This is a genomic window from Streptomyces laurentii, assembly GCF_040635425.1.
GTDB classification, from domain to species: domain Bacteria; phylum Actinomycetota; class Actinomycetes; order Streptomycetales; family Streptomycetaceae; genus Streptomyces; species Streptomyces laurentii.
The window spans coordinates 1-22481 of sequence record NZ_JBEYHT010000065.1 but is presented as its reverse complement, the minus strand read 5'-3'; the positions used below and the strand labels follow the sequence as shown (position 1 = coordinate 22481).

The 22481-nt window shown below is 71.7% G+C and carries 23 protein-coding genes and 1 pseudogene; 18 read left to right on the top strand and 6 right to left on the bottom strand.

Annotated features, from left to right (window positions below):
- Window positions 1–39 precede the first annotated feature (39 nt).
- The 7 genes from ABZ693_RS29870 (at window position 40) to ABZ693_RS29840 (ending at window position 6765) form a co-directional block, all read left to right on the top strand.
- On the top strand, window positions 40–819 hold the full coding sequence (locus tag ABZ693_RS29870) for an exodeoxyribonuclease III (protein ID WP_359883648.1): 780 nt from the start codon (window positions 40–42) through the stop codon (window positions 817–819).
- A gap of 116 nt (window positions 820–935) precedes the next feature.
- Window positions 936–1373 carry a DUF6278 family protein gene (locus ABZ693_RS29865; protein ID WP_359883646.1) on the top strand — a complete coding sequence of 146 codons (438 nt, stop codon included), beginning with the start codon at window positions 936–938 and terminating at the stop codon, window positions 1371–1373.
- 154 nt (window positions 1374–1527) lie between these two features.
- Window positions 1528–2274 (top strand): amino acid ABC transporter ATP-binding protein, encoded by a 747-nt coding sequence (locus tag ABZ693_RS29860; protein WP_359883644.1) that lies wholly within the window; start codon window positions 1528–1530, stop codon window positions 2272–2274.
- A 14-nt stretch (window positions 2275–2288) separates the two neighbouring features.
- A complete protein-coding gene (locus ABZ693_RS29855) occupies window positions 2289–3206 on the top strand; it encodes a glutamate ABC transporter substrate-binding protein (RefSeq protein WP_359883642.1) in 918 nt (305 codons plus the stop codon).
- A 20-nt stretch (window positions 3207–3226) separates the two neighbouring features.
- The gene (locus tag ABZ693_RS29850; RefSeq protein WP_359883640.1) at window positions 3227–3871 is read left to right on the top strand and encodes an amino acid ABC transporter permease; all 645 of its coding nucleotides are present in this window, start codon (window positions 3227–3229) and stop codon (window positions 3869–3871) included.
- Window positions 3868–4728, top strand: coding sequence for an amino acid ABC transporter permease (locus ABZ693_RS29845; protein WP_359883637.1), 861 nt, complete (start codon window positions 3868–3870; stop codon window positions 4726–4728). The genes ABZ693_RS29850 and ABZ693_RS29845 overlap by 4 nt, the downstream gene beginning before the upstream one ends.
- Before the next feature lie 798 nt (window positions 4729–5526).
- On the top strand, window positions 5527–6765 hold the full coding sequence (locus ABZ693_RS29840) for a cytochrome P450 (protein WP_435842582.1): 1239 nt from the start codon (window positions 5527–5529) through the stop codon (window positions 6763–6765).
- On the opposite strand, the gene ABZ693_RS29835 is transcribed toward ABZ693_RS29840, so the two are convergent.
- Window positions 6728–7489, bottom strand: a complete 762-nt coding sequence (locus ABZ693_RS29835) for a hypothetical protein (RefSeq protein WP_359883634.1) — start codon at window positions 7487–7489, stop codon at window positions 6728–6730. The two genes, ABZ693_RS29840 and ABZ693_RS29835, sit on opposite strands and share 38 nt — an antisense overlap.
- A gap of 133 nt (window positions 7490–7622) precedes the next feature.
- On the opposite strand from ABZ693_RS29835, the gene ggt reads away from it, so the two are divergent.
- Window positions 7623–9470 carry a gamma-glutamyltransferase gene (ggt, locus tag ABZ693_RS29830; RefSeq protein ID WP_359883631.1) on the top strand — a complete coding sequence of 616 codons (1848 nt, stop codon included), beginning with the start codon at window positions 7623–7625 and terminating at the stop codon, window positions 9468–9470.
- Between the two features lie 22 nt (window positions 9471–9492).
- On the opposite strand, the pseudogene ABZ693_RS29825 reads toward ggt, so the two are convergent.
- A pseudogene (locus ABZ693_RS29825) lies at window positions 9493–9744 on the bottom strand (type I methionyl aminopeptidase); the annotation flags it as partial.
- Window positions 9745–9898: 154 nt separating this feature from the next.
- Here ABZ693_RS29825 and ABZ693_RS29820 point away from each other — a divergent pair.
- Window positions 9899–10498, top strand: coding sequence for a hypothetical protein (locus tag ABZ693_RS29820; protein WP_359883628.1), 600 nt, complete (start codon window positions 9899–9901; stop codon window positions 10496–10498).
- A 37-nt stretch (window positions 10499–10535) separates the two neighbouring features.
- Here ABZ693_RS29820 and ABZ693_RS29815 read toward each other — a convergent pair whose 3' ends face one another.
- Complete coding sequence (locus tag ABZ693_RS29815) at window positions 10536–11210, bottom strand: NAD(P)-dependent oxidoreductase (RefSeq protein WP_359883625.1); 675 nt, start codon at window positions 11208–11210, stop codon at window positions 10536–10538.
- 183 nt (window positions 11211–11393) lie between these two features.
- Here ABZ693_RS29815 and ABZ693_RS29810 point away from each other — a divergent pair, with 183 nt between their 5' ends.
- From ABZ693_RS29810 to ABZ693_RS29770, 9 genes are all read left to right on the top strand, one after another.
- Window positions 11394–11798, top strand: a complete 405-nt coding sequence (locus ABZ693_RS29810; RefSeq protein ID WP_359883622.1) for a winged helix-turn-helix transcriptional regulator — start codon at window positions 11394–11396, stop codon at window positions 11796–11798.
- Between the two features lie 88 nt (window positions 11799–11886).
- Window positions 11887–12657, top strand: a complete 771-nt coding sequence (locus ABZ693_RS29805; RefSeq protein ID WP_359883620.1) for an alginate lyase family protein — start codon at window positions 11887–11889, stop codon at window positions 12655–12657.
- A gap of 312 nt (window positions 12658–12969) precedes the next feature.
- Window positions 12970–13134, top strand: a complete 165-nt coding sequence (locus tag ABZ693_RS29800; RefSeq protein WP_359883617.1) for a hypothetical protein — start codon at window positions 12970–12972, stop codon at window positions 13132–13134.
- 223 nt (window positions 13135–13357) lie between these two features.
- Window positions 13358–14200: a nitrilase-related carbon-nitrogen hydrolase gene (locus ABZ693_RS29795; RefSeq protein ID WP_359883614.1), complete on the top strand. Its 843-nt coding sequence runs from the start codon at window positions 13358–13360 to the stop codon at window positions 14198–14200.
- The gene (locus ABZ693_RS29790) at window positions 14197–15477 is read left to right on the top strand and encodes an aspartate aminotransferase family protein (RefSeq protein ID WP_359883612.1); all 1281 of its coding nucleotides are present in this window, start codon (window positions 14197–14199) and stop codon (window positions 15475–15477) included. Before ABZ693_RS29795 ends, ABZ693_RS29790 begins: the two co-directional genes overlap by 4 nt.
- A gap of 104 nt (window positions 15478–15581) precedes the next feature.
- Window positions 15582–16985 carry a dihydropyrimidinase gene (gene hydA / locus ABZ693_RS29785; protein ID WP_359883609.1) on the top strand — a complete coding sequence of 468 codons (1404 nt, stop codon included), beginning with the start codon at window positions 15582–15584 and terminating at the stop codon, window positions 16983–16985.
- Between the two features lie 10 nt (window positions 16986–16995).
- Window positions 16996–18009 (top strand): TIGR03842 family LLM class F420-dependent oxidoreductase, encoded by a 1014-nt coding sequence (locus ABZ693_RS29780; protein WP_359883606.1) that lies wholly within the window; start codon window positions 16996–16998, stop codon window positions 18007–18009.
- 183 nt (window positions 18010–18192) lie between these two features.
- Window positions 18193–18873, top strand: coding sequence for a GNAT family N-acetyltransferase (locus ABZ693_RS29775; protein WP_359883604.1), 681 nt, complete (start codon window positions 18193–18195; stop codon window positions 18871–18873).
- Window positions 18870–19454, top strand: coding sequence for an SUKH-4 family immunity protein (locus ABZ693_RS29770; protein WP_359883601.1), 585 nt, complete (start codon window positions 18870–18872; stop codon window positions 19452–19454). The genes ABZ693_RS29775 and ABZ693_RS29770 overlap by 4 nt, the downstream gene beginning before the upstream one ends.
- Before the next feature lie 91 nt (window positions 19455–19545).
- On the opposite strand, the gene ABZ693_RS29765 is transcribed toward ABZ693_RS29770, so the two are convergent.
- The 3 genes from ABZ693_RS29765 to ABZ693_RS29755 all read right to left on the bottom strand — a co-directional run bounded on the left by ABZ693_RS29765 (window position 19546) and on the right by ABZ693_RS29755 (window position 22200).
- Window positions 19546–20667, bottom strand: coding sequence for a cation diffusion facilitator family transporter (locus ABZ693_RS29765; protein WP_359883598.1), 1122 nt, complete (start codon window positions 20665–20667; stop codon window positions 19546–19548).
- A gap of 229 nt (window positions 20668–20896) precedes the next feature.
- Complete coding sequence (gene rbsD, locus ABZ693_RS29760; RefSeq protein ID WP_359883595.1) at window positions 20897–21286, bottom strand: D-ribose pyranase; 390 nt, start codon at window positions 21284–21286, stop codon at window positions 20897–20899.
- A complete protein-coding gene (locus tag ABZ693_RS29755) occupies window positions 21283–22200 on the bottom strand; it encodes a ribokinase (protein WP_359883592.1) in 918 nt (305 codons plus the stop codon). The genes rbsD and ABZ693_RS29755 overlap by 4 nt, the downstream gene beginning before the upstream one ends.
- Window positions 22201–22481 lie beyond the last annotated feature (281 nt).

Sequence of the window (22481 nt, the reverse complement as noted above, 5' to 3'; positions counted from 1 at the left end):
GGACCGCGGCTGTCGGTGCCCGCCAGTAGGCTTGCGGACATGCGCATCGCCACCTGGAACGTCAATTCGATCACCGCGCGGCTGCCCCGGCTGCTGGCCTGGCTGGAGAGCAGCGGCACCGACGTGCTGTGCGTCCAGGAGACCAAGTGCACCGCCGAGCAGTTCCCCGCCGAGGAGCTGCGGCAGCTGGGGTACGAGTCGGTGGTCAACGCCACCGGCCGGTGGAACGGGGTCGCCTTGGTCTCCCGGGTCGGCCTCGCGGACGTGGTCACCGGCCTGCCCGGCGGCCCCGACTACGACGGCGCGCAGGAGCCCCGCGCCATCTCGGCGACCTGTGGTCCGATCCGTCTGTGGTCGGTGTACGTGCCGAACGGCCGCGAGGTGGCCCACGAGCACTACGCGTACAAGCTGCGCTGGCTGGAGGCCCTGAAGGCGGCCGTCGCCGACGACGCGGCGGGGGAGCGGCCCTTCGCGGTGCTCGGCGACTACAACATCGCGCCGGCCGACGACGATGTCTGGGACATCGCCGCCTTCGAGGGCGCCACCCATGTCACCGAGCCCGAGCGGGCCGCGCTCGCCGCGCTGCGCGAGGCGGGCCTGGGCGACGTGGTGCCGCGCCCGCTGAAGTACGACCACCCGTACACGTACTGGGACTACCGCCAGCTGAGCTTCCCGAAGAACAAGGGCATGCGCATCGACCTGGTCTACGGCAACAAGCCGTTCGCGGACGCCGTCAAGGACAGCTACGTCGACCGCGAGGAGCGTAAGGGCAAGGGAGCCTCCGACCACGCCCCCGTGGTCGTCGACCTCGACGTGTGACGGTCTTCGACCAGGTGTGATCGTTTTCGTACGGTCGTTGTACGAGGCCGGGCGGGCCGCCGCCCGGCCGCGCGCGCCGGGTGGTGCCCGGCGGGGCGCGGTGGGACGCTGTCCTGATGGAGATTCCCTTCCTGGGCAACTGGCGCAGCCGTCACCAGGCCGAACGGTCCCCACTCGTCTCGGTCTTCGACCGGGACCCGGAAGGGGCGGCCGAACTGCTGGCCGAGTGCGAGCTGCTGCGCGCCCGTGCCGAGGGGGCCGGGGTACGGCTCGACGACACCCCTCTCTCGCTGAGCGCCCTCGACCAGCTCCCGCCCCGCTGGCGCGACGACCCCGAGGAACTGCCCTGGATCGGCAACGACGCCGGTCTCTATCTCGGCACGGTCGTCGTCCGTACCGTCCCCGGCGCTTCCTGGGATCTGCGTCCGGACGGTCAGCCGGTGGTCCGGCTCGCCTCGGGCCGGGAGTTCGACGTGGTGGCGGCCGGACTCGACTGGGCCACCACCGGAAGCCCGGAGCTGTCCCAGGTCTACGCCGAGGCCGCCGAGCACTGACCCCGTCCCGCGCCCTGCCCCGGCACGACCGCCACCCTTTTGGGTAAATACGGCTTATGACCCTTTCGTGCGTGTCGACTGTGAAGTCCTAATTCGCCCCGGATAGCTTGCGCTGACTCGAGAGCAGCTGGAACTCACAGGGGCAGGGCAGCACATGGCCGTCGCCGATCCGTTGATCGAACTGCGGGGCGTCAACAAACACTTCGGTACGTTGCACGTTCTTCAGGACATCCATCTCTCCGTCGGCAGGGGCGAGGTGGTGGTCGTCATCGGACCCTCCGGCTCCGGCAAATCGACGCTCTGCCGGGCGATGAACCGCCTGGAGTCCGTCGAGTCGGGGGAGATCCTCATCGACGGAGAACCCCTCCCCGAGGAAGGCAAGGCACTCGCCCGGCTGCGCGCCGAAGTCGGCATGGTGTTCCAGTCGTTCAACCTCTTCGCGCACAAGACCGTCCTCGCCAACGTCTCCCTCGCGCAGATGAAGGTCCGCAAGCGCAAGAGGGACGAGGCCGATCGGCGCTCCCGCGAACTCCTCGAACGGGTCGGGCTCGCCGCCCACGCCGAGAAGTACCCGTCCCAGCTCTCCGGCGGCCAGCAGCAGCGCGTGGCCATCGCCCGCGCCCTCGCCATGGACCCCAAGGCACTGCTCTTCGACGAGCCGACCTCCGCTCTCGACCCCGAGATGATCAACGAGGTCCTGGAGGTCATGCGGCAGCTCGCCCGGGACGGCATGACCATGGTCGTCGTCACCCACGAGATGGGCTTCGCCCGCTCCGCCGCCAACCGGGTCGTCTTCATGGCCGACGGCCGGATCGTCGAGGACCGCGCGCCCGAGGACTTCTTCACCGCCCCGAACAGCGAGCGGGCCCGGGACTTCCTCTCCAAGATCCTCAAGCACTGAGCGGAGCGGGAGCCATGCACCGTACGAAACGAACCCTGGCCGCGCTCGCCCTCCTGCTGGCCGCCGCGCTCGCCGCCGGCGGCTGCGGCCGGGAGGGCAGCCCGCCCGTCAAGGGCCCCGAGCCCGGCAAGCTGCCCGTCTACCACGTACAGACGAACTTCAGCCTGCCGGACTCGCCGACCTGGACCCGGGCCAAGCGGCGCGGGCACCTGATCGTCGGCGCCAAGGAGGACCAGCCCTACATGGGCGAGAAGGACCCCGCGACGGGGGTGTACTCGGGCTTCGACATCGAGATCGCCCGGATGATGGCCGCCTCCCTCGGCTTCGACCCGGCCGGCATCGAGTTCCGCACCATCGCCTCCGCCAACCGGGAGACGGCCCTGCAGAACGGCCAGATCGACTACTACGTCGGCACCTACACCATCAACGCCAACCGCAAGAAGCTCGTCGGCTTCGCCGGGCCCTACTTCATGGCCGGCCAGTCGCTGCTCGTACGCACCGACGAGAACGACATCCACGGGCCGCAGGACCTGGCCGGCCGCCGGGTCTGCTCGGCCACCGGATCCACCCCGTACCAGCGGATCAAGGCCGACTACCCGAAGGCCCAACTCGTCGGCTACGACACCTACTCCATCTGCGTCGACAACCTGCTCACCTACCAGGTCGACGTGGTGACCACCGACGACGCCATCCTCATGGGCTTCGCCGCCAAGGCCCCCGGCGAACTCAAGCTCGTCGGCAAACCGTTCTCCAAGGAGCCGTACGGCATCGGCGTCCCGCGCAACGACAACGCGCTGCGGTTCGCCCTCGACGACGCCATCGTCGCCCACCAGAAGAACGGCGACTGGAAGAAGGCGTTCGAAGCGACCCTGGGTCTGTCCGGGGTGCCCGCGCCCACGCCGCCCCCCGTCGACCGCTACCCGGCGACCTGAGGAAGGAACACCGCCCTCCCATGGACGTCCTGACCGAAAATTTCTCGACCTACGCCGAAGGCTTTCTCGGCACCGTCGAACTCACCGTCTACGCCGGTGTGCTGGCCCTCGTCCTCGGCTTCCTCATGGCCGGCTTCCGGGTCGCCCCGGTCGGCTCCCTGCGGGTCTTCGGCACCGTGTGGGTCACCCTGCTGCGCAACACCCCGCTCACCCTGCTCTTCTTCGCCGTGATCCTGGGCCTGCCCCGCTTCGGCGTCGTGCTGCCCTTCAAGCTGTTCGCGGTCCTCGCGCTCGGCTGTTACACCTCCGCGTTCATCTGCGAGGCGCTGCGCTCCGGCATCAACACCGTGCCGCTCGGGCAGGGCGAGGCCGCCCGCAGCCTCGGCATGACCTTCACCCAGACCCTTGGCGCCGTCGTCCTGCCGCAGGCGTTCCGCAGCGTCATCCCGCCGGTCGGCTCCACCCTGATCGCCCTCGCCAAGAACTCCGCCATCGCCGGGGCGTTCAGCGTCACCGAACTCCTCGGCACCTACAAGACCCTGAGCGAGCTCGGCTTCAACATCATCTGGACCTTCGTCTGGATCGCCGTCGGCTACCTCATCATCACCCTCGCCATCAGCGCGCTCTTCCACTACCTGGAGAAGCGCTATGGAGTCGCCCGATGACCACCGCCTCCTCCGCGCTCTACGACATCCCGGGGCCGCGCACCCGCCGCCGCCATCTGACCTACGGGCTGATCGGGACCGTCGTGATCCTCGGTCTGATCGCCTGGATCGTCTATCTCCTGTTCGACACCGGCCAGTTCACCTCCACCAAGTGGAGTCCCTTTCTCTACAAGGGAATTCAGGAACTGCTGCTGCGGGGGCTCGGCAACACCCTGAAGGCGTTCGCGTACGCCTCGGTGCTGTCGCTCGTGCTCGGTGGCATCCTCGCCGTCGGGCGGCTCTCCGAGCACCGGGTCTTCCGGTGGACCAGCACGCTGCTCGTGGAGTTCTTCCGGGCCATGCCCGTCCTCGTGATGATCTTCTTCATCTTCGTGGCGCTCAAGGTCCAGCCGCTGCCCGCGCTCGTCGCCGGACTGACCCTCTACAACGGCTCCGTGCTCGCCGAGGTGTTCCGCACCGGCATCGGCGCGGTGGCGCGCGGCCAGCGGGAGGCGGCGTACGCGCTCGGCATGCGCAAGACCCAGGTGATGACGTACGTCCTGGTGCCGCAGGCGGTCCGGGCCATGATGCCGGCGATCATCAGCCAGTTGGTGGTGGCGCTCAAGGACACCTCGCTCGGCTTCCTCATCACCTACGAGGAGTTCCTGCACGCGGGCAAGCTGATCGCCTCCAACCTCGACTACGACCTGCCCTTCATCCCCGTCGTGATGGTGATCTCGCCGATCTACATCGGCATGTGCATGCTGCTGTCGTGGTTCGCCACCTGGGTGGCCAAGCGGGAGCGCCGGAGTCCGCGGATGCGGGCCGCCGACGTCGCCCCGGCGGAACCTCCTCTTCTCATCGAGCAGCGCGACTGACCGGGCCGGCCGCGCCGGTCCGGCCGGTCCGGCCGGTGCGGCCGGCCCGGCCGTCGCGCCATCCGGCACGCGACTCCGTTTCGCGATCCCGTCGGGAAGCCGTACGGCCGCGCGAAGCCCCGCACGGGCCCTGCCCGCCCGGCAGCAGCCGATGACCACTCCGCCCCCCCGCGGGTCCGATACCAGCCGCTCGGCCGTGGGGAGGAGAAGGTCAGCTGCGCGCCGGTCGGGTTGTGCCCGCCCTGCGGCGGGTCGGCGAGTGGCCCCGGCCACCCGCCGACCCGCCGCAGGCCGTATCCGGGGCGGGGCGGTGCGGGCGGCGGCGCGAACGTCAGCGGAGCACCGTCCGGACAGTCGGCGTCTTCCGGCACCGCGTCCGACTCCGTCCCGGGCGACACCCGCAGCGTGAAGCAGCGGGTCATGGTGATCTTCTCGTGGTCGGGCCACTTGTCGTACGCCGAGCCGGACACGCGGACGATCACGTCGACGGCGCCGCGTACCGCGGGCAGCCGGTGACGTACTCGGACCACGTGGGCGGTCGTGCTCAGGCGGTGGGGGCCGGCGGCGCCGTCCGCGCACCGCCCGACACTCCGGTCGGGCGCTTCCTTCGGCCCCGATCCTCTTCAGGGGGTCATGGGCGGGTCAAGATCGACGCGTTATGCGCGGTACCGATTGCCTCGCGGGAGGACGAGGGACAGCCTGTTCTCCGTGGAGCACATCGCCGACCGGCATCACAGCACCGAAACCAGCCATATCCCCGACGCCTTGGGCGCCCCCGGACTCCGTGGAGTCCGGGGCATCCCCGACGTCTTCGACCCGCGGATCTACGCCGCCGGAATCCCGCACGACCGCTTCCGCGCCCTGCGCGACCACTATCCCGTCGCCCGCCAGAACGAGGACGAGGTGCTCGGCTGGCCCGCCGGTCCCGGCTTCTGGGCGGTGACCCGGCACGCCGACGTCGTCCGGGTCCTCAAGGACGCGGCGGACTTCTCCTCGTACCTCGGCGCGACCCAGATCCGCGACCCCGACCCCGCCGATCTGCCGTTCATCCGGCGGATGATGCTCAACCAGGACCCGCCGCACCACGGCCGGCTGCGCCGGCTCGTCAGCCGCGCCTTCACCCCCGCCCGGATCGACCGCTTCGCCGTGACCGCGCGGCAGCGCGCCCGCGAACTGCTCGCCCACGCCCGGGAGTCGGGAGCGGACCAGGGCCGGGAGTTCGACGTCGTGCGTGCCGTCACCGACGACTACGCGCTGCTCAACCTCACCGACCTGCTGGGCGTGCCCGCGAGCGACCGGGGCCTGCTGCTCGCCTGGACCGAGCGGGTCATCGCGTACCAGGACCCCGACGAACCGCCCGTGCTCGACGCCGACGGGCGGCCGGTCAATCCCCGGTCGCCCGCCATGCTCGCCGAGATGTTCGGCTACGCGCGCGAACTCGCCGCCCACAAGCGGGCACACCCCGCCGACGACATCATCAGCGTGCTCGCCGCCTCCGAACTGCGCGACGCCGAACTGGAGATGTTCTTCTTCCTGCTCACCGTCGCCGGCAACGACACGGTCCGCAGCGCCGCTCCCGGCGGACTGCTCGCCCTCGCCGACCACCCCGCCGAGAGCCGCGCCTGGTGGGCCGGGCAGGTCGCCGCGGACCCGGCCGTCGACGAACTGCTGCGCGTCCACCCGCCCGTGCTGTCCTTCCGGCGCACCGCCACCCGCGACACCGAGCTGTCCGGAGTGCCGATCGCCGCCGGGGACAAGGTCGTCGTGTTCCACGCCTCCGCCAACTACGACGAGCGGGCCTTCGCCGACCCGTACCGTCTCGACCTCACCCGCACGCCGAATCCGCACGTCTCCTTCGGTGACGGCCCGCATGTGTGCCTCGGCGCGCACTTCGCCCGGCTCCAACTCCGCGTCCTGCACGAGGAGATGCGGGAGTCCTGGCAGGGGCTGGAACTCGCGGGACCGCCCCGGCGGCTGGTCTCGAACTTCATCAACGGCGTCAAGTCGCTGCCGGTGCGGGTGACGTGGCGGAGCTGACCGCCGTGCCGGACGGCGGGGGCGTGAGGGCCTGCCGGGTCACGTCGGCGACCAGTTCGACCACGTCGGGGCCGTACGCCTGCGAGTTGACGACCTTGAGCAGCAGGACGAAGCTGCCGTCGCGGTGGCGGCGGGTCAACCGCTCGTGGTGCCGGGCCAGATAGCGGGTGGCGGCCTGGTTGTCGATGGCCCGCTGGCCGCAGAAGAGGAAGACGGGCCGCGCGCCCTCGCCCGCCCGGACCCGGGCGAGCAGCACGTACTCGGTGACGCCCCGCTCCATCCGGTAGAGGTCCGTCCCGACGTGTATCTCGCCCCGCCTGTCCATGGGTTCGGCGGCCGTGCGCATCGTCAGGCCCGGCAGCAGCGAGGCGAGATGCGCGGCCATCCGGCGGTTGGATCCGGGTCCGCCGACGCAGAATTCCGTGCGGTCCCCGAAGCCCATCTGTGCCAGATCGTGCTGCACGATCCGGGCGGTCGCCCCGCAGTCCTTGACGAGCGCGGCGAGTTCGAGCAGCGCCGACACGTCGTACCGGTGCACCGCACCCTCGCTGCCCGCCTCCCGGTTGACCACCAGCAGGCACTCGGAGTGGCTGGGCAGCCCGAAGAACGCCTGCTTGCGGCGCAGTCGGCGGCGCCAGAGGTGCGTGCGGGCAAGCCAGCCGATCGCACCGCTGACGCCGGTGGCCAGCACCCCGAGCACGACATTGCGCAGGTCTTCGTTCATGGGCGGGCATGCTAGGGGGTGCCGTGCGGGTGCGGCCAGGCGGGTGACACCGGACACCGGGCGGCGGTGGTCCTGACGGCGGGCCGGAACGGAAGTACGCTGCGCGGACGGTCGTCGACTGGAGGTACGGAAGATGTCCCGGAAGCGCCGATCCACCGCCCGTTCTGTCTCGCTCCTCGCCGTCGCCGCGACGGTCCTCTCGGTGGCAGCCGCCGCCCCGCCCGCCCTGGTGGCACCCGCGTCCGCCGCGCCCCCGTCCGCACCGGCCCCCGGCACCCCACCCGTCAAGGTGCCCGTCGCCACCGGCTGGGGCGGCGCCGTCGCCAGCGTCGACGCGGACGCCTCCGCCGCCGGCGTCGAGGTACTGCGCAAGGGCGGCAACGCCGTCGACGCCGCCGTCGCCGTGGCCGCCGCCCTCGGCGTCACCGAGCCGTACTCGGCCGGCATCGGCGGCGGTGGCTACTTCGTCTACTACGACGCCAAGTCCCGCAGCGTGCACACCGTCGACGGCCGCGAGACCGCGCCCGCCTCCGCCGACGCGAACCTCTTCGTGGAGAACGGCAAGGCCATCCCCTTCGAGGAAGGCATGACCAGCGGCCGCAGCGTCGGCACCCCCGGCACGCCCGCCACCTGGCAGACGGCGCTGGACAGTTGGGGCAGCAAGCCGCTGCGCAAACTCCTCGAACCGGCCGAGCGGCTGGCCCGCGACGGCTTCACCGTCGATTCCACCTTCCGCTCCCAGACCGCCGGCAACGAGGGCCGTTTCCGCGACTTCCCGGCCACCGCCGAACTCTTCCTGCCTGGTGGGCAGTTGCCGGCCGTCGGCTCGACCTTCAAGAACCCCGACCTGGCCCGAACGTACGAGAAGATCGGCCGCGAGGGCGTCGGCGCCCTCTACAAGGGCCCGCTCGCCCGCGACATCGTGAACACTGTCCAGCACCCGCCGGTCCGCGCCGGCGCCACCCGGGTCGTCCGCTCCGGCGATCTGACCGAGAACGACCTCGCCGGCTACGACACCCTCCGGCGTAAGCCCACCAAGGTCTCCTACCGGGGCCTCGACGTCTACGGCATGCCCCCGTCCTCCTCCGGCGGCACCAGCGTCGGCGAGGCCCTGAACATCCTGGAGACCACCGACCTCTCGCGTGCCTCCGACGCCCGCTACCTGCACCGCTTCATCGAGGCCAGCCGGATCGCCTTCGCCGACCGGGGCCGCTGGGTCGGCGACCCGGCCTTCGAGGACGTGCCCGTCCAGGGCCTGCTCTCGCAGCGGTTCGCCGACTCCCGCGCCTGTCTGATCCGCGACGACGCCGCGCTGACCAGCCCGCTCGCCCCCGGCGACCCGCGCCACCCCGCCCCCTGCGCCACCGGCGGAAAGGCCGCCCCCACCACGTACGAGGGCGAGAACACCACCCACCTGACGGTCGCCGACAAGTGGGGCAACGTCGTCGCCTACACCCTCACCATCGAGTCCACCGGCGGCAGTGGCATCACCGTGCCCGGCCGCGGCTTCCTGCTCAACAACGAGCTGACCGACTTCTCCTTCACCCCGGCCGACCCCGCCGTCCACGACCCCAACCTGCCCGGCCCCGGCAAGCGTCCGCGCTCCTCGATCTCCCCGACGATCGTGCTCGACAAGAGCGGGCGGCCGGTCCTCGCGCTCGGCTCGCCGGGCGGCGCCACCATCATCACCACCGTCCTGCAGACCCTCACCGGCGTTCTGGACCGCGGTCTCCCGCTCGTCGACGCCATCGCGGCACCGCGCGCGAGCCAGCGCAACCAGGCCACCACGGAACTCGAACCGGCCCTGTGGAACAGCCCGTTGCGCGCCGAACTCGAAGCGCTCGGGCACGGCTTCCGGCAGAACCCGGAGATCGGCGCGGCGACCGGCGTGCAGCGGCTGCCCGACGGACGCTGGCTGGCCGCGGCCGAGAAGGAGCGGCGCGGCGGCGGTTCGGCGATGGTGGTCCGGCCGACGCCCTGACCCGTCTCGCACGGGCCCATAGCGCGGTGGGAACGCGCGGGCCGTTGTCCGTGATCGCCACGGTGTGCTCGGTGGGCTCGGTGTGCGCCGCGCGCGAGCCGTCGATCGTACGGATCGTCCGGCCGTCCCGCGCCGTGGAGTGGTGGCCGCTTCCGCCTCCGGCGAGCATCGGCCCGATCGCGATCACCATCCCGTGTGGCAGCGGCAGTGGCACGCCCCGGCCCGGACGCCCCTCGTCGGGGGCGTCCGGGCCCTCGCCCACGCGGTTGCCGACCACGGCCGCCGCGGCCTGAGCGGTCCCTGCCCGAGCGGTCCCGGCCGGGACGGCCGCCCGCCAACCGGGCCAGGCTGCGCGCCGGTCCGGCATGGCGCCGGTCCGGCGCCCCGGCCTGGCCGGATGCTGAGAGCCGGACCAGGCAGGAGGCACCGTGGGCGACCACCACCGCAGTCAGGAAGCGCCCGAACCGGCGTCCGCCCGCGCGGGCGTGACGGCCGCCGGTCAGCCGGGAGTCATCGGGATCGCCCTCGCCGCCGTACTGTCGGCCTCGCTCGCGCAGGGGTCCTGGCAGTGGTTCGCGACGTACATCGGGCTGACGCTGCTCGCCATCGTCCTCGCCTTCTTCCGGCTGCCGGCCTGGGCACCCGGACTCCGCTCCGGCTACGTCGTGAACCTGGTGGCGTTCTCACTGGTCGCCGGCCTGTGCTTGGCGCTCGTCCTCGCGCCGATGATGCAGCGCTGGGCCTGGCTGTTCCCGATGCCCGGCACCCGCGACCGGTGCGCCGCGGTGGGCGCGTACGCGCGCCTCCAGGCCGAGGCGGAACTGGGGAGCCTGGCGCACGGCGCCGGTGTGGCACTGGCCGGCGCGCAGGAGGCCCAGAGCCATGCGGCCGTCGCCGACTGCCTGTCCGCGACGACGACCCTGTGGCTGCCGGTGTACGCGGCCGGGGCGGCCGTCCTGGTGGGCCTCGGCCTGTGGATCCTGGGGCGGGCCCGGACGCGGAGCGGGGCACCGCCGGCCGCCCCGTAGCCGCCGTGCCGGGCCTGATGAGGCCAGGCCCACCGCGTCAAACCCGGGATGCCACCGCCAGCTGCACCCGGTGGTGCCCCGGCCGCAGCGCCTCGTCCACGAGCGCGCGGGCCAGGTCGGCGTGCGCGATGCGGCCCGGTCCGCCGACGACCGTGCCCACCGCCGTCCGGTACCCGCCCGTCACCGGCGCCTCGGCGTTCAGGTCCATCGCCGGCACCACCATCAGCCAGTCCAGCGCCTGCCCGGCCTCGGCCGTCAGCAGCTCGAACTCCGCCACATGCCCCTGGGAGAAGGCCCGGTACTCCTCGGGGAACTCGGGCGCGTCCATCACCCGGACCCCCGGCGCGGTCTCCAGCGTCGTGGCGATGCCCACGACGACCAGCCGGCCCACCCCGGCCTCCGGCAGCCCCGCGAGCAGGGCCCGCGCCGCCGCCGTGTAGTGGCCGACCGACGGGATGTCGAGCCGCGCCGTGGCGTTGACGGCCGCCGCGTGGCCCGGCGCGAGGGCCGCCACCGACTCCGGGTCGGTCACGTCACCCCGTACCAGCCGGACGGAACTCCCCTCCAGATCCTGGTGCTTCGCCGGGTCGCGGACCACGGCCGTCACCCGGTGCCCGCGCGCCGTCGCCTCCGCGACCACCGCCCGTCCGACCCGTCCGCCGGCGCCGAAGACAAGGAGATCGCCGGTCGTGTTCATCGTGTTCGTCGTCATGCGGGGGACAGTAGGACGGGGACGCACGGTTACTTCAACGGTACCGACCCACGACTTGGGCCTGTCTTTCGGGTCGTGCCGGGCTCGCGTGCGCCGAGACGGAGCGAGCGAAGCGAGCGCAGTGCACCGGACCCCGCACCCTGACCCAGCCTGACCCAAAAGAAAGGCCCTAACCTCGACGGCATGACCGAGTCCGAGAACCGCGGCGCGACGACGCTGCCGAGCGACCTGTTCCGCGACCCCGCCTGCTCGACGTCCGCCCGCCCGGTCACGGTGGGCGGCAAGTGGACCGCGCTCGTGCTGCGCTGTCTGGAGGACGGCCGGCCGCACCGATTCACCGAGCTGCGCGTGCCGCTGCACTGGATCACCCCGAAGGTCCTCACCGAGACGCTGCGCGCCATGGAGCGGGACGGATTCGTCTCCCGGACCGTCCACGACGAGCACCCGCCCCGCGTCGAGTACGCCCTCACCCCGCTCGGCCGCTCGCTGCTCGACCCGCTCGACGCCGCCTGCGCCTGGGCCCGGACGCACGGGGGCGCGATCGCCGACGCGCGGGACAGCTACGACACGGCCGCCGAGACGCGGTAGACAAGCGCCCGCGCGGGGGAGTCCGGGCCGCCGACCAGGTGGCCTAGCAGCGGATGCGGGGCCCCGGGCCCGGCGCCACCGTGGACGGGTGAACCCTCGTCACAAGCCCGCCCGGCCGCGGATCCGGGCCGCACGCCGGGCCGCCGCCCTCACTGTCGTGCTCCTCGCCGCCGCCGTCGCCACCGGCTGTGGTTCCGGCTCCGGTACGCCGCGGAGCGACGTGCCGCCCGGGACCGCCCCCGAGCACTTCCGGCACCCGGGCGTCGTGGTCGGCGGGGCGCAGCTGGCCGCCGTACGCCGGCATGTCGCGGCCGGTCAGGAGCCGTGGAAATCGGCGTACGAGGCGATGAGCGCGGGCGCGTACGCGGCCCGCGACTACACCCCGCACCCCGCGCGGACCGTCGCCTGCGCCTCCAACGCCGGCACCGACGCCTGCGTCGCCGAGCGCGAGGACGCCATCGCCGCGTACACCCAGGCCCTGATGTGGTCGGTCTCCGGCGACGCCGCGTACGCCCGCAGGTCCGTCGCCATCATGGACGCCTGGTCGGAGCGGGTGAAGGAGCACACGCGCGACGACGCCGACCTCCAGACCGCCTGGGCGGGCTCCACCTGGGCGCGCGCCGCCGAGATCGCGCACGCCGGCTACCCGGCGTGGCCGGGCCCGCGGGTGCAGCGCTTCAAGTGGATGCTGCGCAAGGCGTATCTGCCCGAGGTCACCTCCAAGCTCCCTGATTACAACGGAAATTGGGAACTGGCGATGACCGACGCCACCATGAGCGTGGCGGTGTTCCTGGAGGACCGCGCGCTGTACGAGGAGGCGGTACGGCGCTACCGCGCCCGGGTGCCCGCGTACTTCTAACCGGCCTCCGACGGGGCGCTGCCCAAGCCGCCGCCCGGCGGGACCGTCAAGTCGGCCGACCAGCTCGCCACGTACTGGTTCGGGCAGCGCACCTACCGGGACGGCGTCGGCCAGGAGACCTGCCGCAACTTCCTGCACATCGGCTACTCGCTCGCCGCCACCGCCCACATCGCGGAGACCGCCTGGCACCAGGGCCTCGACCTCTACCGCGAGGAGGCCGACCGGCTCACCGCCGCCCTGGAGTTCCACGCCCGCTACCAGCTCGGCGCCACCGCCCCGCGCTGGCTGTGCGGCGGGCAGGTCAAGCGCACCATGGGCCCGGACGTCGAGGCCGCCCTCAATCACCTGCGGGGGCGGATGCACCGCTCCCTGCCGCAGACCGAGAAGCTGGCCGAGCGGCAGCGGCCGGCCGGTACCGACGATCTCTTCGTGGCCTGGGAGACCCTGACCCACGCCGGCAATCCGACTCCCGTCTAGTCGCGCCGACGTGCCGACGGGTGGGGGTGCGGCACGCATGATCGGTATACACCGGACGTGTCGATACGTGTCCGGTGTGGACCACTCGGGTATGAAACATGATCGACTCCGCTGCTTCCCGGCGGTGGTCTTGCTCCGGGCTGGGACGGGGCTTACGTTCTCCTCCTACGCATCGTGTCTACGTGCGTAGAGGCTCTCTGACGCCGTGCCGAAGGAGCAGCTCATGACCGACGTCGTACGCGCCGCGCTCGTCCAGGCGACCTGGACCGGCGACACCGAATCCATGCTCGCCAAGCACGAGGAACACGCCCGCGAGGCGGCCCGGCAGGGCGCGAAGGTCATCGGCTTCCAGGAGGTGTTCAACGCCCCGTACTTCTGCCAGGTCCAGGACGCCGAGCACTACCGCTGGGCCGAACCGGTGCCCGACGGTCCGACCGTGCGCCGGATGCGGGACCTCGCGCGGGAGACCGGGATGGTGATCGTGGTCCCCGTCTTCGAGGTCGAGGACTCCGGCTTCTACTACAACACCGCCGCCGTCATCGACGCCGACGGCAGCTACCTCGGCAAGTACCGCAAACACCACATCCCGCAGGTCAAGGGATTCTGGGAGAAGTACTACTTCCGCCCCGGCAACGCCGGCTGGCCGGTCTTCGACACCGCCGTCGGCAAGGTCGGGGTCTACATCTGCTACGACCGCCACTTCCCCGAGGGCTGGCGCCAACTCGGACTCAACGGCGCACAGTTGGTCTACAACCCGTCCGCCACCTCGCGCGGCCTGTCCAGCTACCTCTGGCAGCTCGAACAGCCCGCCGCCGCCGTCGCAAACGAGTACTTCGTCGCCGCCATCAACCGCGTCGGCCAGGAGGAGTACGGCGACAACGACTTCTACGGCACCAGCTACTTCGTCGACCCGCGCGGCCAGTTCGTCGGCGACGTCGCCTCCGACAAGGAGGAGGAACTCGTGGTCCGCGACCTCGACTTCGGCCTCATCGACCAGGTCCGCCAGCAGTGGGCCTTCTACCGCGACCGCCGCCCCGACGCGTACGACGGACTGGTGAAGCCGTGAGCAATCTGTACGACCGGCACCGCGCCGTCCTCCCCGAGTGGCTCGCCCTCTACTACCGCGAGCCCCTGGAGATCACCCACGGAGAAGGCCGTCACGTCTGGGACGCCGACGGCAACCGCTACCTCGACTTCTTCGGCGGCATCCTCACCACCATGACCGCCCACGCGCTCCCCGAGGTCACCAAGGCCGTCGCCGAGCAGGCCGGGCGGATCATCCACTCCTCCACCCTCTACCTCAACCGGCCCATGGTGGAGCTGGCCGAACGGATCGCCACCCTCTCCGGCATCCCCGACGCCCGCGTCTTCTTCACCACCTCCGGCACCGAGGCCAACGACACCGCGCTGCTCCTGGCCACCGCGTACCGCGGCTCCGGTCAGATCCTGGCCATGCGCAACAGCTACCACGGCCGCTCCTTCTCCACCGTCGGCATCACCGGCAACCGCTCCTGGTCGCCCACCGGCCTCTCGCCGCTGCACACCCTGTACGTGCACGGCGGTGTCCGCACCCGCGGCCCGTACGCCCAGTACAGCGACGAGCGGTTCATCGAAGCGTGCGTCGCCGACCTGGAGGACCTGCTCGGGCACACCCGCGACGTCGCCGCCCTCATCGCCGAACCCGTCCAGGGCGTCGGCGGCTTCACCGCGCCGCCCGACGGTCTGTACGCCGCGTTCCGCCAAGTCCTGGACCGGCACGGCATCCTGTGGATCTCGGACGAGGTGCAGACCGGCTGGGGCCGCACCGGCGAACACTTCTGGGGCTGGCAGGCGCACGGCCAGGCCGGACCGCCCGACATCCTCACCTTCGCCAAGGGCATCGGCAACGGCATGTCCATCGGCGGAGTCGTGGCGCGCGAGGAGGTCATGAACAGCCTCGACGCCAACTCCATCTCCACCTTCGGTGGTTCGCCCGTCACCATGGCCGCCGGGCTCGCCAACCTCGGCTACCTCCTCGATCACGACCTGCAGGGCAACGCCCGCCGCGTCGGCGGTCTGCTCATCGAACGCATCCGGGCCGCCGCCGCAGGCGTCGACGCCGTCCGCGAGGTACGCGGGCGCGGTCTGATGATCGGCGTCGAGCTGACCCGGCCGGGCACCGATCTCGCGCACCCCGAGGCGGCCGCCGCCGTCCTTGAGACCGCGCGCGAGAACGGGCTCCTCCTCGGCAAGGGAGGCGGCCACAACACCAGCACCCTGCGCATCGCGCCGCCGCTCTCGCTCACCGTGGCCGAGGCCGAGGAAGGCGCCGCGATCCTCGAACAGGCTCTGCACGCCCTCTAGTTCACGCTAAGCGGCCGTCCGCCCGTACCCAGCCCGTTTCCAGCCCGCACCTCGCCCGCACCTCGTCCGTTCACGATCGCTCCGACTCGCAGGGGAGAAGTCCCGTGAGCACCCGAACCCTCATCCGCGGCGGTCTCGTCGTCACCGCCGCCGACGAGATCCACGCCGACGTGCTGATCGAGGACGGGCGGGTCGCCGCCCTCGCCGCCCACGGCTCCGACATCGCCGCCGGCTGGACCGCCGACCGTACGATCGACGCCACCGACCGCTATGTCGTCCCGGGCGGCGTCGACGCCCACACCCACATGGAACTCCCCTTCGGCGGCACCTCCGCCTCCGACACCTTCGAGACCGGCACCCGCGCCGCCGCCTGGGGCGGCACCACCACCCTCGTCGACTTCGCCGTCCAGAGCACCGGTCACTCCCTGCGGGAGGGGCTCGACACCTGGTACGCCAAGGCCGACGGCAACTGCGCCGTCGACTACGGCTTCCACATGATCCTCTCCGACGTCAACGAGCACACCCTGAACGAGATGGACAAGCTCGTCGAGGAGGGCATCACCTCCTTCAAGCTGTTCATGGCCTATCCCGGGGTCTTCTACAGCGACGACGGACAGATCCTGCGGGCCATGCAACGCGGCGCCGAGAACGGCGGGTTGATCATGATGCACGCCGAGAACGGCATCGCGATCGACGTCCTGGTCGAGCAGGCGCTGGCCCGGGGCGAGACCGACCCTCGTTACCACGGCGAGGTGCGCAAGGCCCTGCTGGAGGCCGAGGCCACCCACCGGGCGATCCAGCTCTCCCGGGTGGCGGGCGCCCCGCTCTACGTCGTCCACGTGTCGGCGGAGGAGGCCGTCGCCGAGCTGGCCGCGGCCCGCGACAAGGGCCTGCCGGTCTTCGGCGAGACCTGCCCGCAGTACCTCTTCCTGTCCACCGACAACCTCGCCGAGCCGGACTTCGAGGGTGCCAAGTACGTCTGCTCCACCCCGCTGCGGCCGCGCGAGCACCAGGCGGCGCTGTGGCGGGGCCTGCGGACCAACGACCTCCAGGTGGTCTCCACCGACCACTGCCCCTTCTGCTTCGTGGGCCAGAAGGAGTTGGGCCGCGGCGACTTCTCCAAGATCCCCAATGGGTTGCCGGGCGTGGAGAACCGCATGGACCTGCTCCACCAGGCCGTCGTCGACGGGCACATCAGCCGCCGCCGCTGGATCGAGATCGCCTGCGCCACCCCGGCCCGGATGTTCGGCCTCTACCCGCAGAAGGGCACGATCGCGCCCGGCGCCGACGCCGACATCGTCGTCTACGACCCGCACGCGACCCAGACCATGTCGGCGAAGACCCATCACATGAACGTCGACTACTCGGCGTACGAGGGGAAGACGGTCACCGGACGCGTCGAGACGGTCCTCTCGCGCGGCGAACTCGTCATCGACCAGCGGACGTTCGTGGGCCGCGCCGGCCACGGCAGCTTCGTGCCCCGCTCCACCTGCCAGTACCTCGACTAGGAGCCGCCTCGTGGACTTCGGAATCGTCCTGCAGACCGACCCGCCCGCCTCGCAGGTCGTCGGCCTGATGCGCCGCGCGGAACGCAACGGCTTCCGCTACGGCTGGACCTTCGACTCCGCCGTACTGTGGCAGGAGCCCTTCGTCATCTACAGCCAGATCCTGGAGCACACCACCAAGCTCCACGTCGGCCCGATGGTGACCAACCCGGGCACGCGCACGTGGGAGGTCACCGCCTCCACCTTCGCCACCCTCAACGACATGTTCGGCAACCGCACCGTGTGCGGCATCGGCCGAGGCGACTCCGCGATGCGCGTCGCCGGGCGCAAGCCCAACACCCTGGCCCGGCTCGGCGAGGCCATCGACGTCATCCGCGACCTCGCCGAGGGCCGGGAGGCCGAGGTGGACGGCAATCCGATCCGCCTCCCGTGGGTCAAGGACGGCAAGCTGCCGGTGTGGATGGCGGCGTACGGGCCGAAGGCCCTCGCCCTCGCCGGGCAGAAGGCCGACGGCTTCATCCTCCAGCTCGCCGACCCGTTCCTCACCGAACGGATGGTCAAGGCGGTCCGCCAGGCCGCCGCCGACGCCGGCCGCGACCCGGCCGAGGTCACCATCTGCGTCGCCGCCCCGGCGTACGTCGGGGACGACCTGGCCCACGCCCGCGAGCAGTGCCGCTGGTTCGGCGGCATGGTCGGCAACCACGTCGCCGACCTGGTCGCCCGCTACGGGGAGCACTCCGGCATGGTCCCGGACGAGCTCACCGCGTACATCAAGAACCGCCACGGCTACGACTACAGCCACCACGGCCGCACCGGCAACCCCGACACCGACTTCGTCCCGGACGAGATCGTCGACCGCTTCTGCGTCCTCGGCCCGGCCGAGGCCCACATCGAGAAGCTGCGCCGCCTCAAGGAGCTGGGCGTCGACCAGTTCGCCCTCTACGACATGCACGACAACCGCGAGGGCACCATCGACGCGTACGGGTCGGAGATCATCCCCGCCCTCCGCGCCGATGCACCGGCGTGATCGCCGGGAGGCGTCCGGCAGGACGACGAGAGATGCCTCGCGACCGCTGAACGGCGAGGCATCTCGCGGGGGAGCGCGCCCCCTGGGCGCTGCGGCTGTCTCTTACGGACTCGACCAACGGACACCGCACGACCGCCGGCAGGGGGCCGATCACGGTCATGCGCCGAACGGTACGGTGAGGGCATGACGCAACCCGACAGGGCATCAGCCGGACGTGGGACGACAGGGCGGATCACCTATCGCGTGGCGGAGAGCGAGCGGGACAAGTCCGCTGTCATCAAGGGTGAGTTCACTTCGGACACCGTCTTCGAGGTGGTCGAATCCGAGGACGGGTTCGGCATCCGTCCCACGCGGCTGGACCCGCCCCTCCACAAGGTCTTCCCCGACGAAGAGCCCTGGGGTGACCAGGAGTCGGAGGGTACGCGTCGGTTCGTCGCGCTGGACGACGATCGCGTGTGCGGCTATGTGGACGCGTCGTACGAGTCCTGGAACCGGCGGCTGACCATCGCCGACATCGAGGTGGCCGGGCCGTACCAGGGCCGGGGTATCGGGCGCACGCTGATGGACCACGCCGTCGACTGGGGCCGGACGCGCGGTGCCGGGCACGTCTGGCTGGAAGTGACCCACATCAACGCCCCGGCCGTCCACGCCTACGAGCGGATGGGGTTCTCGCTGTGCGGCCTCGACACGTCCCTCTACCGCGGCACCGCGTCCGAGGGGGAGATCGCGCTGTTCATGAGCCGCCTCCTCGACGAGCCCGCGCCCCTCGGCCCCGGCCGGCTCTCGCGGATGAACAGGGCCGACATGCGCTTGACTGGCCCCGGCAATGACGCGACGACTCCGAACACGGGGGCCACGCAGTGACGAAGAACGACGTTCCGCTGATACCTGACGCGGAATGGCTGGAAGAGCGGCTGGGGCAGGGCTCGCTCTGGCGGCCGGACGAGGCCGCCCTGCCGGCCGAGCTGACCGACGCCGCGTCGCGGGAGTTCCTGACGACGGTCGGGTTCCCGGCGGTCCGTCTCGACGCGGTCGGGATCGACACGACGTGTCTGCGGGACGAGGACGGGCCGGTGGTGTTCGACGCCGCCGAGATCTACGGGGAGCGGTATCCCGACGACGACTCCCCGCCGGCCGACTTCGCCCTCTGCGTGGCCCTCTGGTACGACCAGCACCTGATGCTCGACGGGGCGGACGGCGGGATCACCCACTACGACCCCAACGGCTGGGACCACGGCGCCGGTTGGAAGGGCGCGGCCGCGCATTCCCTGCCCCGTCTGGCGGTGCTGCTCGGGCTCATCGCCGAGGCGGGCACGGAGCTGGAGGCGGAGGACGACGCCGAACGCGCGGCCGCCGTCGCCGCGTTGCGCGTACGGATGAGCGCGTGCGACCCGACCGTGGACGACTGCGGGCTCTGGGACGAGGTCTTCGAGGATCTGGGCTGAGCCCGGGGCGGGGCCACAGGCCGATGCTCCGGACGTCCCGCCGAGCGGGATTCCGGAACATCGGGCGTGCGAGGAACGGTGGGCGAGCCGGTCAGTGGTCGTGCGGTCCGGCGCGGTGGACGGGGCCGTGCGCGTCCTCGCAGTGGCCGGCTCCGGCACCGACGAGTTCGGCGTGCTCGGCGTGGTCCACCTGGAGGGTGCTGTGGGTGATGCCGTACTCCGCGGCGAGGAACTTCTCGAGGTCCCGGCGCGTGGTGTGGCAGTCGGCGGCGTCGTCGACCAGGACGTGGGCGGACAGCGCGTTCTGACCGGAGGTGATCTGCCAGACGTGCAGGTCGTGGACCTCGGTGACGGCCGGTTCGCGGACGAGCCGGTCGCCCAGGGCGTCGGGGTCGATGTGGGCGGGAGCCGCCTCCAGGAAGACCCGGCCGGATTCCCGGAGGAGCCCGTAGCCGGCCTTGGCCATCAGGACGACGACGACCAGGGTGGCGATCGCGTCCGCCTGGACGAAGCCGGTGAGGACGACGATCAGGCCGGAGACGGCGGTGCCGATGAAGGCGAACAGGTCGTTGAGGATGTGCTGGTAGGCGCCCTCGACGTTGAGCGAGCTGCGGTTCGCCTTCGAGAGGCAGACGGCCGCGGCGATGTTGACGGCGATTCCCGCCAGCGCGGTCACCAGGACGAGTCCGCCCTCGACCTTCGGCGGATCGATCAGCCGCCGCACGGCCTCGTACGCGAGCCAGGCGCCGAGGAGCAGCAGTGACAGGCCGTTGACCTGGGCGGAGAGGATCTCGGCGCGCTTCAGGCCGTAGGTGAAGGCCCCCTTGGCTGGCCGGGCGGCGAGGCGCATCGCGATCAGGGCGAAGACGATCGACGCCGCGTCGGTCAGCATGTGGGCCGCGTCCGAGATGAGCGCCAGGGACTGCGCGGCGATGCCGACGACGACCTCGACGGCCATGAATCCGCCGATGAGCGCCAGCGCCAGCGTCAGCCAGCGGCGGTCCGCGTCGGCCGACACCCCGTGCGAGTGCCCGCCGGCCCCGTGGTCGTGACCGTGATCATGTCCGTGCGCGTTCCCGCGCTCGTTCCCGGTCCCGGTCCCGTTCGCGGTCCCGTGCTCGTGCGTGTGTCCATGGCTCTGTCCGTGTGCCTGGTCCCGTCCGTGATCATGACCGTGCCCGGGCTCGTGTCCGTGGTCGCGTCGCATGCTCATCGCCGGCCCTCCCCGTGGTTGCGGTGGTGACTGACCAGAGTGAAGCGCATACGGCGGGTGCCTGGCAAAGGCTGCAGTGGTGACCGTTGTCATCACCATGAGAAACGGCTCTGACCTGCGTAAATACGTTCCGTGAGGGACCGTGGGGCCGGTCTTCTTCACCCGTTCGACACAAACGGAGGGGCCCGGTCCGCCATCGGACCGGGCCCCTCCCTCACCGCGTCGGCCGTCAGAAAAAGACGCCGCAGCGCAGCAGGACGTTCGCGTACGGACGGGCCTCGCCCGTGCGGACGATCAGGCGGGCGTCCGCCGTCAGTTCCTTCAGCTTCTCGTGCGAGACCAGGTCGAGGTCCGCGAAGCGGTCGTCGAGGAGCGCGGCCGCCTCCGGGTTCGCGTCGCGGATCTCGTACGCCGCGGTCGCGCTCTCCACCACCAGCTCGTCGAGCAGCCCGTCCAGCACCTCGGCGAAGGTCGGCACCCCGGCGCGGAACGCCAGGTCCACCACGCGCGGGCCCGCCGGGATCGGCATGCCGGCGTCGCACACCAGCACCCCGTCCCCGTGTCCCAGCTCCGCGACCGCGCCCGCGAGATGACGATTCAGGATTCCGGTCTTCTTCACAGCGCCGCGACCTCCTCGGCGGTCGGGTAGGACTCCTGCGCGCCGGGCCGGGTGACCGCCGCCGCGCCCACGCGGGCCGCGTACGCCGCCGCCTCGGGCAGCGTCGCGCCGGTGCCCAGCCGCCAGGCCAGCGCCGCCGTGAACGCGTCGCCCGCGCCGGTCGTGTCGACCGCGTCGACCTTCACCGACGGGACCCGGGTCAGGACGCCGGGGGCGTCGTCGCTCGCGCCGGTCGCCACCAGCGCGCCCCGCTCGCCCAGAGTCACCACGACCGAGCGGGGGCCGCATGCCAGCAGCGCCGTCGCCCAGTCCTCGGGCGAGCCCTCCAGCTCGCAGCCCGCGATGACCCGCGCCTCGTGCTCGTTCACGATCAGCGGGTCGCACGCCGCGAGCACCTCGGCGGGCAGTGGCATCGGCGGCGAGGGGTTCAGGACGAAGCGGGTGCCCGACGGCAGGTTCCGTACGATCTCCACGACCGTCTCCAGCGGGATCTCCAGCTGCGTCGAGACCACCCGGGAGGCGCGCAGCAGACCCGCCGCGTCCCGGACGTCCTGCGGCGTGAGCCGGCCGTTGGCGCCCGGCGACACCACGATGCTGTTGTCCCCCGAGGGGTCCACGGTGATCAGCGCGATCCCGGTGGGCGCGCCGCCGACCAGGACGCCCGCGTTGTCGACACCGGCCTCGCGCTGCGTGTCCAGCAGCAGCCGGCCGTACGCGTCGTCGCCGACCCGCGCCAGCAGCGCCGTACGGGCGCTGAGGCGCGCCGCGGCCACCGCCTGGTTCGCTCCCTTGCCGCCCGGGTGGACGACCAGGTCGGAGCCGAGCACGGTCTCTCCGGCCGCCGGCCGTCGCTCCACCCCGATCACGAGGTCGGCGTTGGCCGACCCCACGACCAGGAGGTCGTAGTCGTACATGAACTGTCTCCCTACGGATGCCTGTGGATCCCCCCTGGATCCCCGCGCGCGTGCCGCGATGTTCGCGGACGCGGACCTCTCGGACCTGGACCACTCGGGTCTCTCAGGTCTCCCGGGTCTCTCGGACCTCGTGCACCCCTCGGAGGGCGCGGATCGCGCCGCTCTCACGGTTCACGGGGATGCCTTCAGCGGCCTTCGAGAAGACGGATGCCGGACTGCGTGCCGATTACCCAGTCGCGGATGTGAGCCGACGGCGCCGTCCCCCGCCGGCTCGAAGCTCG